The sequence below is a fragment of the Flavobacteriales bacterium genome (assembly GCA_016779995.1).
In the GTDB taxonomy this organism is placed as follows: Bacteria; Bacteroidota; Bacteroidia; order Flavobacteriales; family UBA7312; genus UBA8444.
The window spans coordinates 13,716-32,801 of record JADHMO010000005.1; the positions used below are offsets into that span (position 1 = coordinate 13,716).

At 36.0% G+C, this 19,086-nt stretch carries 19 protein-coding genes and 1 pseudogene; 11 read left to right on the top strand and 9 right to left on the bottom strand.

All coding sequences use genetic code 11. The features are described from left to right. Nucleotides 1–355 precede the first annotated feature (355 nt). A pseudogene (locus ISP71_04695) lies at nt 356–2,536 on the bottom strand (sodium-translocating pyrophosphatase). A 44-nt stretch (nt 2,537–2,580) separates the two neighbouring features. Next, nucleotides 2,581–3,561 (bottom strand): pyruvate dehydrogenase complex E1 component subunit beta, encoded by a 981-nt coding sequence (locus ISP71_04700; GenBank protein ID MBL6663384.1) that lies wholly within the window; start codon nt 3,559–3,561, stop codon nt 2,581–2,583. A gap of 161 nt (nt 3,562–3,722) precedes the next feature. Here ISP71_04700 and ISP71_04705 point away from each other — a divergent pair, with 161 nt between their 5' ends. The 7 genes from ISP71_04705 to ISP71_04735 are packed head-to-tail and all read left to right on the top strand — an operon-like array spanning nt 3,723 to nt 10,121. Then, nucleotides 3,723–4,469, top strand: coding sequence for an electron transfer flavoprotein subunit beta/FixA family protein (locus tag ISP71_04705; GenBank protein ID MBL6663385.1), 747 nt, complete (start codon nt 3,723–3,725; stop codon nt 4,467–4,469). A gap of 3 nt (nt 4,470–4,472) precedes the next feature. After that, entirely contained in the window at nt 4,473–5,438 is a 966-nt protein-coding gene (locus ISP71_04710) for an electron transfer flavoprotein subunit alpha/FixB family protein (GenBank protein MBL6663386.1), read from the top strand. Then, nucleotides 5,438–6,025, top strand: a complete 588-nt coding sequence (locus ISP71_04715; protein ID MBL6663387.1) for a bifunctional nuclease family protein — start codon at nt 5,438–5,440, stop codon at nt 6,023–6,025. Before ISP71_04710 ends, ISP71_04715 begins: the two co-directional genes overlap by 1 nt. Before the next feature lie 12 nt (nt 6,026–6,037). Next, entirely contained in the window at nt 6,038–7,708 is a 1,671-nt protein-coding gene (locus tag ISP71_04720; protein ID MBL6663388.1) for a Na+ dependent nucleoside transporter, read from the top strand. 3 nt (nt 7,709–7,711) lie between these two features. Next, nucleotides 7,712–8,506: a thymidylate synthase gene (locus tag ISP71_04725; GenBank protein ID MBL6663389.1), complete on the top strand. Its 795-nt coding sequence runs from the start codon at nt 7,712–7,714 to the stop codon at nt 8,504–8,506. Then, nucleotides 8,506–9,615, top strand: coding sequence for a saccharopine dehydrogenase NADP-binding domain-containing protein (locus ISP71_04730; protein MBL6663390.1), 1,110 nt, complete (start codon nt 8,506–8,508; stop codon nt 9,613–9,615). Before ISP71_04725 ends, ISP71_04730 begins: the two co-directional genes overlap by 1 nt. Then, nucleotides 9,615–10,121: a dihydrofolate reductase gene (locus tag ISP71_04735; protein MBL6663391.1), complete on the top strand. Its 507-nt coding sequence runs from the start codon at nt 9,615–9,617 to the stop codon at nt 10,119–10,121. The genes ISP71_04730 and ISP71_04735 overlap by 1 nt, the downstream gene beginning before the upstream one ends. Here ISP71_04735 and clpX read toward each other — a convergent pair. The 3 genes from clpX to tig form a co-directional block, all read right to left on the bottom strand. Beyond that, on the bottom strand, nt 10,118–11,356 hold the full coding sequence (gene clpX, locus ISP71_04740) for an ATP-dependent Clp protease ATP-binding subunit ClpX (protein ID MBL6663392.1): 1,239 nt from the start codon (nt 11,354–11,356) through the stop codon (nt 10,118–10,120). The genes ISP71_04735 and clpX overlap by 4 nt on opposite strands. 66 nt (nt 11,357–11,422) lie before the next feature. Beyond that, the gene (gene clpP, locus ISP71_04745; GenBank protein ID MBL6663393.1) at nt 11,423–12,100 is read right to left on the bottom strand and encodes an ATP-dependent Clp endopeptidase proteolytic subunit ClpP; all 678 of its coding nucleotides are present in this window, start codon (nt 12,098–12,100) and stop codon (nt 11,423–11,425) included. 12 nt (nt 12,101–12,112) lie between these two features. Then, the gene (tig, locus tag ISP71_04750; protein ID MBL6663394.1) at nt 12,113–13,453 is read right to left on the bottom strand and encodes a trigger factor; all 1,341 of its coding nucleotides are present in this window, start codon (nt 13,451–13,453) and stop codon (nt 12,113–12,115) included. A gap of 122 nt (nt 13,454–13,575) precedes the next feature. On the opposite strand from tig, the gene ISP71_04755 reads away from it, so the two are divergent. Continuing rightward, the gene (locus tag ISP71_04755; GenBank protein ID MBL6663395.1) at nt 13,576–13,923 is read left to right on the top strand and encodes a hypothetical protein; all 348 of its coding nucleotides are present in this window, start codon (nt 13,576–13,578) and stop codon (nt 13,921–13,923) included. 130 nt (nt 13,924–14,053) lie between these two features. Next, a complete protein-coding gene (locus ISP71_04760; protein ID MBL6663396.1) occupies nt 14,054–14,359 on the top strand; it encodes a hypothetical protein in 306 nt (101 codons plus the stop codon). A 73-nt stretch (nt 14,360–14,432) separates the two neighbouring features. Here ISP71_04760 and ISP71_04765 read toward each other — a convergent pair whose 3' ends face one another. Then, nucleotides 14,433–14,816 (bottom strand): GNAT family N-acetyltransferase, encoded by a 384-nt coding sequence (locus tag ISP71_04765; GenBank protein ID MBL6663397.1) that lies wholly within the window; start codon nt 14,814–14,816, stop codon nt 14,433–14,435. Between the two features lie 251 nt (nt 14,817–15,067). Here ISP71_04765 and ISP71_04770 point away from each other — a divergent pair, with 251 nt between their 5' ends. Next, nucleotides 15,068–15,388: a rhodanese-like domain-containing protein gene (locus ISP71_04770; GenBank protein MBL6663398.1), complete on the top strand. Its 321-nt coding sequence runs from the start codon at nt 15,068–15,070 to the stop codon at nt 15,386–15,388. Between the two features lie 7 nt (nt 15,389–15,395). Here ISP71_04770 and ISP71_04775 read toward each other — a convergent pair whose 3' ends face one another. The 3 genes from ISP71_04775 to ISP71_04785 all read right to left on the bottom strand — a co-directional run bounded on the left by ISP71_04775 (nt 15,396) and on the right by ISP71_04785 (nt 18,064). After that, the gene (locus tag ISP71_04775) at nt 15,396–17,120 is read right to left on the bottom strand and encodes a M3 family oligoendopeptidase (GenBank protein MBL6663399.1); all 1,725 of its coding nucleotides are present in this window, start codon (nt 17,118–17,120) and stop codon (nt 15,396–15,398) included. Nucleotides 17,121–17,127: 7 nt separating this feature from the next. Continuing rightward, nucleotides 17,128–17,553, bottom strand: a complete 426-nt coding sequence (locus ISP71_04780; GenBank protein MBL6663400.1) for a DUF5606 domain-containing protein — start codon at nt 17,551–17,553, stop codon at nt 17,128–17,130. Nucleotides 17,554–17,614: 61 nt separating this feature from the next. Next, a complete protein-coding gene (locus tag ISP71_04785) occupies nt 17,615–18,064 on the bottom strand; it encodes a type I restriction enzyme HsdR N-terminal domain-containing protein (protein ID MBL6663401.1) in 450 nt (149 codons plus the stop codon). A 17-nt stretch (nt 18,065–18,081) separates the two neighbouring features. On the opposite strand from ISP71_04785, the gene holA reads away from it, so the two are divergent. Then, a complete protein-coding gene (holA, locus tag ISP71_04790; GenBank protein MBL6663402.1) occupies nt 18,082–19,080 on the top strand; it encodes a DNA polymerase III subunit delta in 999 nt (332 codons plus the stop codon). Nucleotides 19,081–19,086 lie beyond the last annotated feature (6 nt).

The window sequence follows — 19,086 nt, forward strand, 5'->3', positions numbered from 1 at the left end:
AGCGTTAAATGGTTTAATTAAAATTTATGACACCATTAATGAATTCTCTATCCAAATAGAAAGTAAAAGAGGCAGGAACTATCTCCGAACCGTTTCTCAATTCACCCCTAGAAATATATTGCTTATTCTTTTTGTCAAAATCAAGAGTCCTAGAGTTGAATTTCAATTCATCAGCAGACATGAAGCTGTCATTTGAAGAACGTTCATTTCTATAAAAATTTTTGTGTAATATGATAGAAATAGATTTTAGGTCATTACCATCGGCGACGAATTTAGCTTTTGAAGCAAATTCTGTTTTGTTATCACCACTTACAAGTCCTATCATACCTTCGGCATAATTTACTCCGTCTACAATAGACACAGTCTCATCAGAACTATTAGAAGTTGATTTACCATCTAAATCCATAGCTATGGATGGCGCAATAACTAAAGCCACTACTGACATCAATTTTAATAAGATATTTAAAGAAGGGCCTGAAGTATCTTTGAAAGGATCACCTACCGTATCACCTACAACAGCAGCTTTGTGAGCCTCAGTTCCTTTCTTTCCTTGTTCTTCTATCATTTTCTTAGCGTTGTCCCATGCACCACCAGCGTTAGACTGGAAGATTGCCATAAGTACACCACATGTAGTAACACCTGCTAAAAGACCACCTAACATCTCAGCTCCACCGACAAATCCAATTAGAACAGGAACAATAATAGCTAATAAACCAGGTAATACCATTTCTTTAATAGAGGCTTGAGTAGAAATTTCTACACATTTGTCATATTCAGCAACACCATCAGCAGCATCAAATATTTTTCTATCTGCAGCAGAAGCTTTTGACATATCTGAATTGTTTTTACGCATAACTTCTAAAGCAGCTTTCAAAGCAGGAATATCTCTAAATTGTCTTCTTACTTCTTCAATCATGGCCATAGCGGCACGACCTACTGCATTCATAGACAATGCAGAGAATACAAATGGCAACATACCACCTATTAATAGACCAGCCATAATATCAGGTCTAGAAACATCAATTGCTGTTACCTTGGCAGTCTTCATAAAAGCAGCAAATAAAGCTAATGCAGTTAGTGCAGCAGAAGCAATAGCAAAACCTTTACCAATAGCAGCAGTAGTATTTCCTACAGCATCTAATTTATCTGTTCTTTCTCTTACTTCAGGGTCTAACTCAGCCATCTCAGCAATACCACCTGCATTATCAGAAATAGGACCATATGCATCTACAGCCAATTGAATACCTGTATTAGCTAACATACCAACTGCAGCGATAGCAATACCATAAAGACCAGCGAATTTATGAGATACTATAATAGCAGCAGCAATTAAGAGGATTGGAATAGCTGTTGACATCATACCAACACCCAAACCAGCGATAATATTTGTTGCAGAACCTGTTTCTGATTGCTGAACAATAGAATTGACAGGCTTAGTTCCTGTACCTGTATAGTATTCAGTAACTTTTCCAACTGCTAAACCAGCAACAAGACCCGCAATAGTAGCCCAAAATACGCCATTAGAAGTATACTGCATACCGCCTTCTACCCAAGATTCTGGAAGCATAGCTTGGATAATAAACCAAGAAGCTACCAACATTAAAAATGCAGAGCCAAACTCTCCAACATTAAGAGCAGTATGAGGTGAACCACCATCTTTAACTTTAACGAAAAATGTACCAATGATTGACATAATGATACCAACAGCAGCTAGTGCTAATGGAAGATAAACAGCACCTAAACCATCAAACTGCGATTGAAATTCTGGTAATGTAGCATAAACAGCACCCAATACCATAGTACCAATTATAGAACCTACGTAAGATTCGAAAAGGTCAGCACCCATACCAGCAACATCACCTACATTATCACCTACGTTATCCGCAATAGTTGCAGGGTTTAGAGGGTGATCTTCAGGAATACCAGCTTCTACTTTACCTACAAGGTCAGCACCCACATCAGCAGCTTTAGTGTAAATACCACCACCCACACGAGCAAATAGTGCAATGGAAGATGCACCAAGAGAAAAACCTGAAAGCACGTTCAATACCTCACCGATTTCCCAGCCTTGGCCACTGTATAAAATGAATAGTGAGCTAAGTCCTAAAACACCAAGACCTACAACACCTAATCCCATAACTGCACCACCAGCGAAAGCTACCTCTAGTGCAGCACCTAATGATTTTCTAGCAGCATTAGTTGTTCTTACGTTGGCTTTTGTCGCCACACGCATACCAATAAATCCAGCTAATGCAGAACAAATTGCACCCACAATAAAGGAAACTGCAACCATTCCGTTTGAGCCTTCTTCAGAACTTCCTTTGAAGTAAAGTAAAATAGCTACTGCTAATACAAAAACTGATAAGATTTTGTATTCAGCTTTCAAGAATGACATTGCACCATCAGCGATGTTTTTTGCAATTCTTGACATCTTTTCAGTACCTTCTTCTTGCTTAGAAACCCAAGCATTCTTCCAGAATACGTAGCCTAAAGCTAGAACACCGAAAAGAGGTAAAAAGTCTACAATCATTTTCATAATTTGAAATTTAAGTTAATTTGATTAATTGTTAATTTGGTTAATTATTTTGAATAAGTTACCTCTTTGACAGCTTCTATCAACTTGTCTTTGTTAGGTAAAAACGCCTCTACTAATGTAGGAGCGTAAGCCATTGGGGTATCTAGACAAGTCACTCGTTTTATTGGAGCATCTAGAAAATCAAAAGCATCTTTTTGTATTTTAAAAGCAATTTCTGTTGCTATCGAACCCAAAGGCCAAGACTCCTCTAATACAACAAGTCTGTTGGTCTTTTTCACAGATTCTATAATGGTATCATAATCTATTGGTCGAACTGTTCTCAAATCAATCACTTCGGCTTCGATACCTTGTTCAGCCAATTCATCAGCTGCCTTGTATGCCTCTTTGATTATTTTGCCGAAAGATACAATAGTCACATCAGTACCTTTTCTTTTCACTTCAGCAACACCCATAGGAATAAGGTATTCGCCCTCAGGCACTTCACCTTTATCGCCATACATTTGTTCAGACTCCATAAAAATTACAGGATCGTTATCTCGGATAGCAGATTTTAATAGACCTTTAGCATCGTATGGATTAGAAGGTACAACAACTTTCAAGCCAGGGCAATTGGCATACCAACTTTCAAAGGCTTGAGAGTGAGTAGCCCCTAGCTGACCAGCCGAAGCAGTAGGACCTCTAAATACGATAGGCACTGGGAATTGACCACCAGACATTTGTCTCATTTTAGCAGCATTACTGATAATCTGATCAATAGCTACAAGTGAAAAATTGAAAGTCATAAATTCTATGATTGGTCTTAAGCCATTCATAGCAGAGCCAACGCCTACACCCGCAAATCCTAACTCAGAAATCGGCGTATCAATTACACGCTTTTCTCCAAATTCATCTAACATTCCTTTAGACGCTTTGTAAGCACCATTGTACTCAGCAACCTCTTCTCCCATCAAGTAAATGCTAGAATCTCTACGCATTTCCTCGCTCATAGCTTCACAAACAGCCTCTCTAAATTGAATTTCTCTCATACAATTATTAAAAATATAGGAGTGCAAAAATAACATTTTTTACAAATTAGCAAAGAAGATAATAACTATTAAAATCTTGTTAATACTATTGTTAAATTCTTGCAAAATAATGCCTCAAAATCCTTAGTTTTGCTAAACATAACTAACAACGAAAAATGACTATGAACATACTAGTATGCATTAGTAACGTTCCTGACACGACGTCTAAGATTGAATTCACTAGTGACTCCACGGCATTCAACACTGAAGGAGTGCAATTTATCATCAATCCCTACGATGAGTTTGGACTTACGAAAGCTATAAAACTGAGAGAAGAACACGGAGGAAAGGTTACTGTCATTCATTTAGGTGAGGCATCTAGCGAACCAACCCTTAGAAAAGCATTGGCTATTGGTGCTGACCAAGCAATACGAATAGACTCTGAATCTAAAGATAGTTTTAGTGTAGCTCAAGAGTTAGCCAAGGTAATTTCTGAACAAGACTTTGATTTAATAATTACGGGTAGAGAGTCTATCGATTATAATAATGGCGCAGTTCCTGGAATGTTAGCAGCAATTCTCGATTTACCTTTTGTAAATGCCTGTACTGGCTTCGCATTAAGTGGCGATAAGGCTAATATGGAAAGAGAAATAGAAGGAGGCAAAGAATTTGTCAAAGCATCACTACCACTAATTATTGCTGGTCAGAAAGGCTTAGTCGAAGAATCTGACTTACTCATTCCTAACATGCGAGGCATTATGACTGCTAGAACTAAACCGCTAACTGTAGTCAGCTCAAACGGAACAGTTGATAAAAGCAAGTCTATATCATTTGAAAAACCTGCCGCTAAACAAGCTTGTAAAATGGTAGAAGCAGGTCAAGAAAAAGAATTAGTATCATTACTTCATCAAGAAGCAAAAGTAATTTAAGATATGTCAGTATTAGTATTCGCAGAAAGTTGGAATGGCTCCTTTAAGAAAGGAACATTTGAAGCAATAACATTTGCACACGATACCGCTAAAAAATTAAACTTATCATGTATTGCGGTCACATTAGGAAATATCAATGATGATATTAATTCACTATCAAATTATGGAGCTGACAAAGTTATTAGCGTAAATTCTGATTTTGATAGCTGTGATAATAAAGGTATGTCATCGGTCTTAGCGCAAGTTGCTAAACAAGAAAATGCTAGCGTATTTATTATTTCAAATAGCAATACGGGAAAATGTATTGGGCCTAGACTATCTATTGATTTAGACGCCTCATACATTAGTAATGTTGTCGATATACCATCAGAAACCTCTCCTATTACTATAAAGAAAAAAGCATTTTCTGGGAAAGCTTTTGAAATTGCACAGACGACCTCTAGCAGTTGTGTTTTAGCACTATCTCCTAATGCCTACACCATCACTGAGAATCCAAATCCCAATTGCCAAATAGACACTTTTGACTTTACTAATGAAAGCCCTAACGTAACTTCTGAAAAAGTAGAAAAATCAAGTGGCAAGATTAGTTTGGCAGAAGCTGAAGTGGTAGTCTCGGCAGGAAGAGGCTTAAAAGCCCCTGAAAACTGGGGTATGATAGAAGAACTAGCCGATTTGCTTAACGCTGGAACAGCTTGTTCAAAACCTGTTTCCGATATCGGCTGGAGACCGCATAGCGAACACGTAGGACAAACAGGTAAAGCCATAGCACCAAATTTATATATAGCCGTAGGTATTTCAGGTGCTATTCAACATTTAGCAGGAGTTAATTCTTCTAAAGTAATGGTAGCTATAAACACCGATCCTGAAGCACCTTTTTTCAAAGCTGCAGACTATGGTATAGTAGGTGATGCATTTGAAGTAGTCCCTCGTCTAATAGAAGAAATAAAAAATTTCAAAGCAAATAATTAATGAAACTCATTCAACTGGATATAGTTGGACTTTCAAATAGTCAAACCCAATCTGGAGCTTATGCTCTAGTATTAGGTGAGATTGGAGGCAAAAGAAGGCTACCTATTGTAATAGGCAATTTCGAGGCAAAAGCCATCGCTATTGCTTTGGATAATGAATACAAAAGCCAACGCCCCATCACTCACGATTTGTTTAAAACATTAGCCGATGGTTTTAAGATTAATGTTCAAAAAGTAGTAATTAGCTCTATTAATTCAGGAGGTATATTTTCATCCATTATTTATTGTATAGACCACAACGGCAAAGAAGTTGAGCTAGACTCCAGAACCTCTGATGCCGTGGCTATTGCTATACGTTTTAAGGCTCCAATCTTTTCCTACGAAGCCATCATCGATGAGGCTGGCATTATATTAGATAAAGATGTTATTTCTACACAAAGTGAAGAATTAGAGGAAAATGAAGATTTCTCCAATGATTTTAATAACATATCCATAAAAGAGTTAGAGGAAAAATTGAATGAAGCTATTGAAAATGAAGATTACGAATTAGCTTCAAGAATTAGAGATGAAATTAACAGAAGAAGCTAACACACAGACATTATGATTAAGCATTTAACCTTTACATTTTTCATCTTATTATCCTTATTTGGTCAATCTCAAGAATTAAGTAAGAAATGGCAATTTGAACACATCAGAAAAACTGATGACACTACCAATTTAAGAGTTATTGGAGAAGATGATTATATGCTTATAAATGAAGATGGCACTTTTGAATATCTGATTAGTTCCATACCTCTTAAAGCTAGTGGACAATGGGAAGTAGAAGAAAACACACTAGCTTTTCATTATAACTTTCCTTCAGATACAAGCCGTTTTTACTCAATTGAACTTAACGAAAATAATCTCCTACTACAAGAAAATGGTATTGACTATGCTTTCAAGGCAATTACTTATACCCAGCCCATCCAGTCTAGCTTTGATATTACAACTATTCTAAGAGGGTTGTTAGGAATTTTAGTCCTCATACTTATCGCATTTATTTTTAGTAGAAACAGAAAAGCAATCAATTGGTCATTAGTATTCAAAGGCATACTGATACAAATTGTTTTTGCCATAGGAATTCTAAAAGTTCCTTTTATACAATCGGGCTTTGAATGGCTGAGTTCTATTTTTGTAATAATTCTTGGTTTTACTAGAGATGGCTCTCTATTTTTATTTGGCGGACTAATCGACAATATGGATTCTTTTGGCTATATATTTGCCTTTCAAGTACTCCCTACAATTGTATTCTTCTCGGCTCTTACTAGCGTTTTATTTTATTACGGCATTCTACAAAAGATTGTCTATTTCTTTGCCCTTTTAATGAAAAAAACCTTGAACTTATCAGGTTCTGAAAGTCTAGCAGCAGTAGGGAATATTTTCTTGGGACAAACTGAATCACCATTATTGATTAAGCCCTACATCGAAAAAATGACATTGTCTGAATTACTTTGTTTGATGAGTGGTGGTATGGCAACTATTGCTGGAGGAGTGTTAGCAGCATACATCGGCTTTTTGGGAGGAACAGACCCTACCGAACAATTGTTTTTCGCTAAGCACTTACTAGCAGCATCAGTGATGTCCGCTCCAGCGGCTATTGTAGCTGCCAAAATTCTTTTACCAGAAACAGAAGCCGTCAACAAAGATATGAGTATTTCTGATGAGCAATTAGGTAGTAATGTCTTAGAAGCTATCAGTATAGGAACCACTCAAGGTATCAAATTAGCCGTTAATGTGGGAGCGATGCTTTTAGTATTTATAGCATTCATTGCTATGCTAAACTACATACTAACCAACTTCATAGGTGATGTTACAGGTATAAACGCTTGGGTCAACAACTTTACCGAAGGGCAATACTCAGGCTTAAGTTTAGAATTTATTTTAGGCTATACTTTAGCTCCATTGACTTGGCTCTTAGGTGTCTGTAAAGAAGACATTGTATTGGTTGGTCAATTGTTAGGTGAAAAAACAATTTTGAATGAATTTGTAGCTTATGTATCGCTAGGAGAATTAAAAGCTAGTGGCAAATTCTTCCAAGAAAAATCAATCATAATAGCGACCTATATTTTATGTGGATTTGCTAATTTCGCATCCATAGGTATTCAAATTGGAGGTATAGGTGCTATTGCCCCATCACGAATGAAAGACTTATCTAGATTGGGAATTTTAGCTTTGATTGCAGGTACACTAGCATGTTTGTTTACTGCTGTAATCGTAGGAATGATAATATAATTTATGCAACAATATTTAGACTTAATGACTAGAGTGATGAATGAAGGCACTCTAAAATCTGACCGAACAGGAACAGGGACTAAAAGTGTATTTGGTCATCAAATGCGTTTTGATTTATCTGAAGGATTCCCTTGTATAACAACAAAAAAACTTCACCTGCGTTCCATTATTCACGAATTGTTATGGTTCTTGAAAGGCGATACCAACATCAAATACCTCAAAGAAAATGGAGTTAGGATTTGGGACGAATGGGCAGACGAAAATGGCGACTTAGGTCATGTGTATGGATATCAATGGAGAAGTTGGCCAACGCCAGATGGTAGGCACATTGACCAAATCACACAAGTAATCAACCAAATCAAAAACACGCCAGACAGCAGAAGAATGATTGTTAGCGCATGGAATGTTGGTGAAATCGAAGAAATGGCTTTACCACCTTGTCACGCCTTTTTTCAATTTTATGTAGCAGAAGGTAAATTGTCTTGTCAACTCTATCAAAGAAGTGCAGATATATTTTTAGGTGTTCCTTTCAATATTGCCTCTTATGCCCTACTGACCATGATGGTAGCCCAAGTGTGCGACTTAGAGCTAGGAGAATTTGTCCATACTTTAGGTGACGCTCACATTTACAGCAATCATTTTGAACAAACTGAATTGCAATTGTCAAGAGAGCCTAGACCACTACCTAAAATGACAATTAACCCAAAAGTAAAGTCAATTTTTGATTTTAAATACGAAGATTTTCAGTTAGAAGATTATGATCCACACCCTCATATTAAAGGAAAAGTAGCGGTATAATGGCAAAAATCATTGTTTTAGGTGCTGGATTAGTAGGTGGTGTAATGGCGAAAGATTTGGCTAAAAACCATCAAGTAGCATCAGTAGATTTTAAGGAAGATGCTTTACTTCCTTTATCAAAATTAGGCATACATACCATACACGCCGATTTATCTGACAGCTCAACTATTGAACGTCTTATTAAAGATTACGACTTAGTTGTAGGTGCTGTTCCTGGTTTTATGGGTTATAAAACTTTAGAAACCATTATTAAAGCAGGAAAAAACTGTGTAGATATTTCATTTTTTCCTGAAGACCCTTTTGGACTCGACGATTTGGCAAAAGAGATGGGCGTTGTAGCTGTAATGGATTGTGGCGTAGCACCTGGCATGGGTAATATTATTTTGGGACATCACAACCATCAAATGGAAATTTCTGACTACGAATGTCTTGTTGGAGGATTACCAGAAATTAGAGAGTGGCCCTATGAGTACAAAGCAGTTTTTTCTCCTATAGATGTCATTGAAGAATACATACGACCAGCACGATACGTTCAAAATGGGCAAGTTGTTACCAAAGAAGCTTTGTCTGACACCGAGCTGATAGAGTTTGAAGGTGTCGGCACCTTAGAAAGCTGGAACTCTGATGGCTTAAGGTCGCTAATAGACACTATGCCACATATTCCTAATATGATAGAAAAAACATTGCGTTATCCTGGCTGTGTAGAGTACCTCAAGGTACTTAGAGCAAGTGGTTTTTTCTCTTACAATGAAATTGAGGTTAATGGTCAAATGATACGACCAATTGATGTAACATCAAAGCTACTATTCCCAAAATGGCAATTGAAAGAAGGTGAAAAAGACTTTACCGTAATGCGTATTCATATTAAGGGTAAAGAGAATGGCAAAGAAGTCGAGTACAAATATTATCTCCTAGATAGATATCAAGACAATACCATTTCTATGGCACGAACTACAGGTTTCACTTGCACAGCAGTCGCTAATTTAGTCATTGATGGTCAATACAATAAAGTTGGAATTTCTCCTCCTGAATATTTAGGGGATCATTTTGAATTTGTAAAATCTTACCTTGAAGATAGAGGTGTAATTTATAATGTAACAACAAGCTAATGGTAGTATCTTTAATAGTAGCCGTTTCGGAAAATAAAGTCATAGGGAAAGACAATGATTTAGTATGGCATTTGCCTACTGATATGAAGTTCTTCAAAGACACTACCAAAGGGCATTTTGTAATAATGGGGAGAAGGAATTACGAATCTATACCGCATAAATACCGCCCATTACCAAAGCGTACGAATGTTATTGTAACGAGACAAGATGACTATAAAGCCGAAGGTTGTTTAGTCGTAAATTCAGTTGAGGAAGCTATAGAACTTGCTCAAAAAGCTGGTGACAAAGAACCTTTCGTAATTGGAGGAGGTCAGATTTACAAGCATGCCATTGAACACAATCTTGTTGATAGAATATATCTTACAAGAGTTCACACAGAAATTGATGGCGATACCTACTTTGACGATTTAAATGGAAGTTGGAAACTGGTACATACTGACTTACACCCTTCTGATGAAAAGCATCCTTTTGCTTTTACTTTTCAAACTTTTGAACGCGAATCTTAAGCTACTTTTAGCTTTTGAAGTGTAGAATTTTCTATCTTATTTTGGGCATATTCAAGAGTAAGCTTGAACTCTTTATTCTCTGAATCTGAAGGGCCGTCAAACATAGCGTCTATCATAATGGTTTCGCAGATAGAACGAAGACCTCGAGCACCTAATTTAAAATCAATAGCTTTTTCGACAATATAGTCTAACACCGCATCATCAATACTCAAAGTAATACCGTCCATTTCAAATAACTTGACGTATTGCTTGGTTAAAGAATTTTTAGGCTCGGTAAGTATTTGACGTAAAGCTTCTTTATCTAGTGGTTTGAGGTGTGTCAATACTGGTAAACGTCCTATTAGTTCAGGGATTAAGCCAAAACCTTTTAAGTCTTGTGGACTGATGTATTGTAACATATTGTCCTTATCTACTTTTTCTTTTTTATGAGTAGCGTAACCAATGGCTTGTGTACTCAAACGCTTTCCTATTACTCTATCAATGCCATCAAAAGCACCACCACATACGAACAAGATATTTTTAGTGTCGATAGACACCATTTTTTGCTCAGGGTGTTTTCTACCACCTTGAGGAGGTACTTGCACCACTGCGCCTTCCAATAATTTCAGCATAGCCTGTTGAACACCCTCTCCAGAAACATCTCTTGTAATAGAAGGATTGTCACTTTTACGAGCTATTTTATCTATCTCATCGATAAATACAATGCCTCTCTGAGCGGCTTTGACATCATAATCGGCTGCTTGTAATAATCTAGAAAGTATGGCTTCGACATCTTCACCAACATATCCTGCTTCAGTAAGAACAGTCGCATCGGCAATACAAAAGGGTACATTCAAAACTTTGGCTATAGTTCGTGCCAAAAGCGTTTTGCCTGTTCCTGTTTGTCCCACCATTATAATGTTAGATTTTTCTATCTCAATTTCTTCCTTATCCATCGAGGGGGGCTGAACAAGTCTTTTGTAATGGTTATAAACCGCTACCGAAAGTATTTTTTTGGCGTTATCTTGACCGATAACGTATTGGTCTAAGTGAGCCTTAATATCTATGGGTTTGAGTAAATTCATCTGAGCAGCAAGAATTTGCTGGTCTTTACCCTCTTTTTCAGAGTGAACAATGCCTACGGCTTGTTCAATACAACTGTCACATATGTGCGAATTGATACCCGCTATTAAGACGTTGGTGTCTTGCTTATCTCTACCACAAAATGAGCAGTTAATATTTTTCTCTTCTGACATAGGTACAAAAATAACGAAAAACCACATACTTTGCAGCATGTGGTTTTTAAAAAGCCTAAACTTTTTTTAGTTTTTCTTTACGAGAACTTCATCAATCATGCCATAAGCCTTGGCTTCTTCGGCAGTCATCCAATAATCTCTATCACTATCTTTCCACACCTCATCAAAAGATTTACCCGTATGACTTGCAATGATTTCATACAATTCGTTTTTCAATTTCTGTATTTCTCTAGCAGTAATTTCGATATCTGAAGCTTGACCACTTGCACCCCCTAAAGGTTGGTGAATCATTACTCGTGAATGTTTTAAGGCTGTTCTTTTACCTGTTGCTCCAGCACATAACAATACTGCACCCATAGAGGCAGCCATACCCGTACAGATAGTAGCTACATCAGGGTTAATGTATTGCATAGTATCGTAGATGCCCAATCCAGCATAAACGCCACCACCAGGAGAATTCAAATAAATCTGAATACCTCTTTCCGAATCTACAGATTCTAAAAATAACAATTGGGCTTGTATGATATTAGCCACATAATCGTTTATAGGGACACCCAAAAAGATAATTCTGTCCATCATCAAACGAGAAAACACATCCATGGAAGCCACATTCATAGAACGTTCTTCTATAATAGTAGGCGAAATGTAATTAGCATAAGCCGACTGAAATCGGTCTAAAGTAGTGCTACTGATACCACGGTCTTTGGTGGCAAACTTTCTAAACTCTTCTGATGGGTCAAACATATCTTTTAGTTTTTATTTTTCAGTTGCTAATTTAACAAATTCATCGTAAGTCACCTCTTTATCTTTAAGAGTAAACTTTTCTTTATACAATGCCATTGTTTTTACATCGTACAACTGATTGTATATTTTTTTACGTTCTTCTTCGTTACCCAACACTTGGACAGCTATTTCTTCTAGCTTTTTATCTTCTGGTGCTGGTTGACCGTATTGTGCAAAGTTAGAAACGATTAGTTCTTTGGCGTGTGCTAAAACATCTTCATTTTTCACTTCTAAATTATTCTCCTTGATAATTTTATTTTCTATCAACTGCCATTTCAAACTTTTAGAATATTGCTCGTACTCAGCTTCTACCTGCTCTGCAGTCAAACCTTGTTCGTTAGTAGTCACTAGCCATTTCTTCAAAAAAGTGTCAGGCAAACTCATTTTAGTTTTTTTGATAAGATGTAGAATAACGTCATTTTTTAATTTGTTATCGCTTTCGCTAACGAAGGATTTTTCTACTTCTTCTTTTATTTTGGCTCTAAATTCTTTTTCGCTTTTTACGGTGTCTTTGCCAAAAGTCTTATCAAATAACTCTTGATTCAATTCAGCCGGTTCCATTCGGCTAATTTTGTTCACTTTAAAATTGAAATCTGCGTCAAGAGTCTCTAATTCTTCTTTCTTAATATTTAGCATGTGATGTGCATCGTTAGAAAAACCCTTATTGACACGCAATTTAACTTCATCACCTTCTGCTAATCCAATTAAGGCTTTTTGAGCTTTTTTATCTTGAATAATATCCAATGCTACCGATGCAGTATGATTAACACCACCTTCCAACACATTGCCATCAGCATCTAATTGAGTAAACTCACCCATCATTAAATCTGTTTTTTCAGACTTGGCTGGTTGAGTCATTTTCCCGAAACGTTTGGCCATATCATTAACATAGTGGTCCACCATTTTCTTGTCCGCTACAATTTTCAAAAAGTCAAATTTGCCTTTTTTGTCTAGAGCAACCTTGAAATCAGGAGCTAAACCCATCTCGTATTCGAAAGTAAAGTCTGTGGCATTGTCCCAATCCACTTCTGACGTTAATGGCAAAGGATTTCCTAATACTTCAACTTTATTTTCGGTAATGTGCTTGTAGATAGCTTCTTGAAGCAATTTATTCACTTCATCTACCAATACGGATTTACCAATCATTTTTTTGACCTGCCCCATTGGCACTTTACCCTTACGAAAACCAGGGATACTAGCCGTCTTTCTGTAATTGACAATAACCTCTTGTACTTTAGCTTCATAATCATTTGCCGAAACTTCTACTTTAAGTTTAGCATTCAAATCGTCTATGCTCTCTTGCGTGATATTCATATTTGCTCTATTTTTTGAAAGTCTGCAAAAGTAGTTATTTTCTGTACAATAGCACACAACTGTTTCAATCAATTATAAGTGCTAAAATTTCTTACTTTTGTAATCGAACTTAAAACTAAACCATGAAAGTATTTCTTCTATTGATAGGTCTAACATTTTCGATAAGTGCCTATTCACAAAACAACACCGTCACTACAGATTGGGATAATGGTATCTTTAACAAACGTATTTTAAAATCACATTACTCCGAAAATCATGTGGACTCACTAGCAAAATTACTTAATTCATATATCGATGGGTTCTATTGTTATGGTGGTAGCTGTAAATTCACCAAAGTAGAAGATGACTATTATGTCAGTATTAAGATGAGTAATGGCTACATCAAAATCAAATATTACTTCACCGACTTTGATGTGCTGAAAATGAACGAGCTTTTACCTAAAATTGAAGGGTATTTAAATGAAAAATAAAAATCTTTAAATAATGTTTTTCAAACCATTTTACTAGTGTATTCTACAAATAATTTTTCAAAGCTCATTTTCTTTCTCTCAATATGGCTTTCAGCTTATTCGAATTCATACTGTTGCCGATATTACGACCATGAATAATACTCTACTCCCAGCTCGAGGTAATTTGATTTATGTACAGTCCGAAGAACAAATCCATTATTACGATGGTAGTTCTTGGCAACCAATTTCTAGCAACACCTCAACTAGTGGCTGGACTTTAGAAGGCAACTCCATAGGTAGCAGTCAATTTATTGGCACAACTAACAATGAAGATTTTAGAATAAGAAGTAATAATACGCTTAGAATGATTGTGAAAGCAGATGGTAAAGTGGGTATAATTAATGCCAATCCCTACAAGAGCATTTCAAGCAACTACTGGCGGTGGGTTAAGTTCTGATTTAACACTTGCAAACAATTCAAATATTAGCGGGCAAATGAGGTTAAAAATTTGAGAAAAAACTAACAAATCATTAAATCTCTTTATAAACTCGAGTTGCTGTTTCACCAATTTCAAAGTCTTGCTTTATAAATTGATGTATAGAAGTATCTTTACACCAAGACTCTATGGTATAGCCTTTACCAGCATAATTTTTTTCGACCCAATTCATACGAGCTTGCCACAACATATTGTAAATGCCACGTCCTCGAAAATCCATAGAAACAAAAGCGTCTTGAAATTTGATAACTTTATCTTTCTGGAAGGTCAAATTAACCCAGCCAACAGCTTGGTCGTCTTCGGTCATAGCCACCCAACCTAAAAAATCTCGAGAATGAGTATGCGCAATTATTCGAATACTTGGCTTAAACTTTCTTGTAAAAAATTGCCTTCTCTTAACTCTAGACTTAATCATCATAATTTCAATAGTTTAAAATTGAATAGTTATATTATATAAACGATTGAACTGCAAATCGTTATTTATCTTCAAAATTTTGGTCGGCGAATGTAAGTAATTTCTTTAAAAAATATGAATGATAAATTATTAAAAATTAAAAATTAACGATTTAATAACATTACTAGATAAAATAAGCTAAAAACAATTACTTTTTTTATTAGAAATTTCGCTTAAAATTGGTTTTCTTTGTGTCAATTATAAAACTATGAAAAATGATAAATAGCATAAAAGCGTTTTTTGGTATCACGCCAGCAATTGATTTCGCCAAAAAAGTAAAAGAAGGCGCACTAATTTTAGACGTTCGTAGCCCAGCTGAATTTGAAAACAACCATATAAAAGGAGCCGTAAATATTCCATTGAATACTCTGAGTAAAAAATTGAATAAACTTAAAAAGGATAGGGTTATTATTACGTGTTGTGCATCAGGAATACGAAGCGCATCAGCAAAAAGTATACTAGAGGCTAATGGATTTGAATCTGTTTATAACGGTAGAGGGTGGCACAGTCTAAATCAAAAAATCCAAGACCAGTAAAAAAAGCTTAGTTCATATTAGCCAACTCTGTTTTGATGAAGTCGGCTAACTCTTTGACATAATCTTGTGAGAAATTAAACTCTATTCCTGCTGTTTGGTAAAGCTCTCCAATGGATTTAGTATAACCTAATTTTAAAGCTGCATCGTAATTATCTAAAGCGGTTTTTCCTAGCTGTTTGTAACTTCTCCACATAGCTATTGCTCCCAATTGAGCCATACCATATTCTATATAATAGAAAGGTACTTCGTACAAATGCAATTGTCGTTGCCATATATTCTGATGGGCTTTTTCATGCCCCTCCCAATTGACTATTGAACTACTTAATTCAGACATAATTTTATCCCATTCGGTACGTCTTTCGTCAGCCGTATGCGGTGTGGTATAAATCCATTGTTGGAATCTGTCAATAGCTGCAATCCAAGGCAAACCTTCCAAGACTTTTTGCATTTGTTCTTTCTTTGCTCTGTTAAGTTCTTCTTGGTTGTCGTAAAACTCATCCCATGTATCCATAGATATTAGCTCCATAGACATAGAGGCTAGTTCAGCCACTTCTGAAGGAACGCTTTTGAAATCAGCCAAGGGCAAATCTCTACTTAAAAAAGAATGAATAGCGTGTCCACCTTCGTGTACCATGGTCACCAAATCTCTTTGCGAACCTACCGCATTCATATAAATAAAAGGAACACCTATCTCATACAAAGGGTAATTAAATCCCCCCGGTGCTTTTCCTTCTTTAGACTCCAAATCCAAATGATTCATAGCCTTCATAGTATTTAAACACTCGCCATAATAGGGGCGTAAACGCTCAAAACAACGGATAGATTTATTGATTAAATCCTGCCCACCTTCAAAAGGTTTGAGAGGGGCTTTGCCACTTGCATCTACTGAGGTGTCCCAAGGCTTATAATTTTCTAATCCCATCTTGTCCATTCGGCTTTTGTCAAAGTCTTCTATGATAGGTACTATCTCTTTAGCTATAGAATCGTGAAAAGCGTAGCAGTCTGCTGGGGTATAATCGAAACGTCCCATAGCTGCAAATTTGTAATCTCTGTAATTTTCAAAACCAGCGTTTTTAGCAATTTGTTGACGCAGTGCTATCAATTCATCAAATAATTGGTCAAGAGCTTCAACATCTTGCAATCGTCTAGCGTTAATAATATTAAACACTTCTTCACGTTTATCTCTATCCGTATCCTTCAAATACTGAGCTGCTTTTTGCATAGTCATTTTTTGACCATCTATTTCAACAGTCATCTTGGCTGCAATAGCACCATATTCTTGTTGCTTGGTTTCCATTTCAACCATCAAAGGAATATTTTCTTCTCTATATATTTCAATAGCTTTTTGCAAACCTCTAAGGTATATGCGGTATTTTTCATTGTCCAATTCTTTCAAATATGGACTGTTATTAAGTTTTACATTTAATTGATGTGAAAAAGGAGCTACTTTGGGAGATATCTCTTGAATCCAAAAAGCAAAATCTTTAGCTAATTTTTGGTCTGTGGTATCAATGTTCATCTTGATGTATCTCCAAGCCTGTTCTTCCTCCAAAACGGATTCTAATTCACTCCTATTGAGCATCCATTGCTCCAAGTCAGTTACAGAATTAATCTCTCTAGCCAATAAGGATTTAAAATAAACTTCAATTTTTTCCCAACTATCAACCATTAAATTTTCATCAATAAATTGTCTTTTTGGTCGAGTTGGTATTTTTGCAGTATTACTTTCCATAATGGTTTTATTTATCTTCTTTAACTTCTTTTTTAGCAGTTTCTTTTTTTGGCAGTTCTATCAATCCTTGTTCGTGTAAGATATTGTACCACTGTGCTAATTTTTTAATATCAGAATGGTAAACTTGGTCTTCATCAAACTCAGGTAAAACGGTTCTCATCCAAGTAAACATTTCATCTTTTGGCGACTTGTGGCTTAAACAAGCTCCTCCGTTTTCTTTAACAGCAATAGCATCAAAAATATCACTTAATGGCACAGTATCAGAATAGGTATATATGCCAATATCTTCTAAAGCACTAACTTGATGAGAAGCGTAAAGTGGCATTCTCTTTTTATCAATTAATGACTCTACAACAATGGTGTTTTTGGCTTGACTTATCATCTTGAAAAGACCTGGTTTTCCAGCAATGGATAAAATTCCTTCTAAGTTCATAATGTAAAAAATTAGGCTAGCAAAGCTACACTTTTCACATTAGGGGTGCAATAATTAAAATCTAATTTTGATATTCTGGAATTTCCTTTAAAAAATCAAAAGAAGCTGTGTCATAATTCATTTGACAGCAATAGTGCTCTAAGCCATTGGAAACCATCAAATAGGGTACTTTTAAATCAAAATTATAACGTGCTATTTGCTCAAAAACTTTTTGGCTAATCTTGACACTAGGAGCTTTACATTCTACTATAACTATGGGCTGAGCTGAGGTATCAAAACATACAATGTCGGCTCGTTTTTTCATGCCATTATACACCAATGCATGTTCTACAGACATCAAAGATATTGGGTATTTTTTAAAGACACAGAGGTAATGCACCAAATGTTGTCTTACCCACTCCTCAGGTGTCAGTTTGATGTATTTTTTCCTAACTTCATCAAAAATATATTCGGAACCTTCAATCCGTTTAAGTTTGAAGTCGTATTTTGGCAGGTTTAAATTAACTAGCATAGTAATAGCACAAAGAAATGAATTTTGAAGCAATCCTATCGGACTTAAAAGCAAAAAAATATCAGCCCGTGTATTTTTTAATGGGTGAAGAAAGCTATTACATAGACTACATCAGTGATTATATCAGTAGCGAAGTACTTAACGATACAGAAAAAGAATTTAATCAAACGGTATTGTATGCTAAAGATATTGATGTTCAAACCGTAATTTCTACTGCCAAACAATTTCCATTTATGGGTGAGCGTATGGTAGTTATTGTCAAAGAAGCTCAACAGCTCAAAAAAATAGAAGAGATAGAGAACTACCTCAACAGTCCTCAAGAATCAACCGTTCTTGTTTTTTGCCACAAATACAAATCTCTAGACAAGCGCAAAAGCATTTACAAGACCTTATCCAAAAAAGCAGTCCTTTTTGAAAGCAAAAAATTGTACGACAATCAAGTTCCAGCGTGGGTAGCAAACTACCTTTCCTCCAAGCAATATAAAATTGGACACAAGGCTTCTCACCTTATCGCTGAATATTTGGGAAACGATTTGAATAAAATCAGCAACGAACTGGATAAACTGATGATTATTACACCACCCAATAGTGAGATTACGTCAGAAAGTATTGAGGTAAATATCGGCATCAGTAAAGACTACAACAATTTTGAATTGACAAATGCTCTAGCAAAAAAGGATATTCTAAAATCTAATCGCATTGCCAACTTTTTTGCTCAAAACCCCAAAGACAATCCCTTGGTTGTTAGCGTTGGCGTTATTTTTAATTTCTTCCAAAAAGTATTGTTGTACCATACTCTGACAGACAAGTCGAGCAATAATACGGCACGAGTGCTGAAAGTAAATCCTTACTTCATTAAAGATTATCAAATGGCAGCCATGAATTATAGCAAAAGAAAGTCCATGGAAATAATTGGACTGTGCAGAACGTACGACATGAAATCTAAAGGCGTAGATAATCATTCCATAAATGACGGCGAATTGTTAAAAGAATTTTTGTTCAAAATTCTACATTAAAAACAA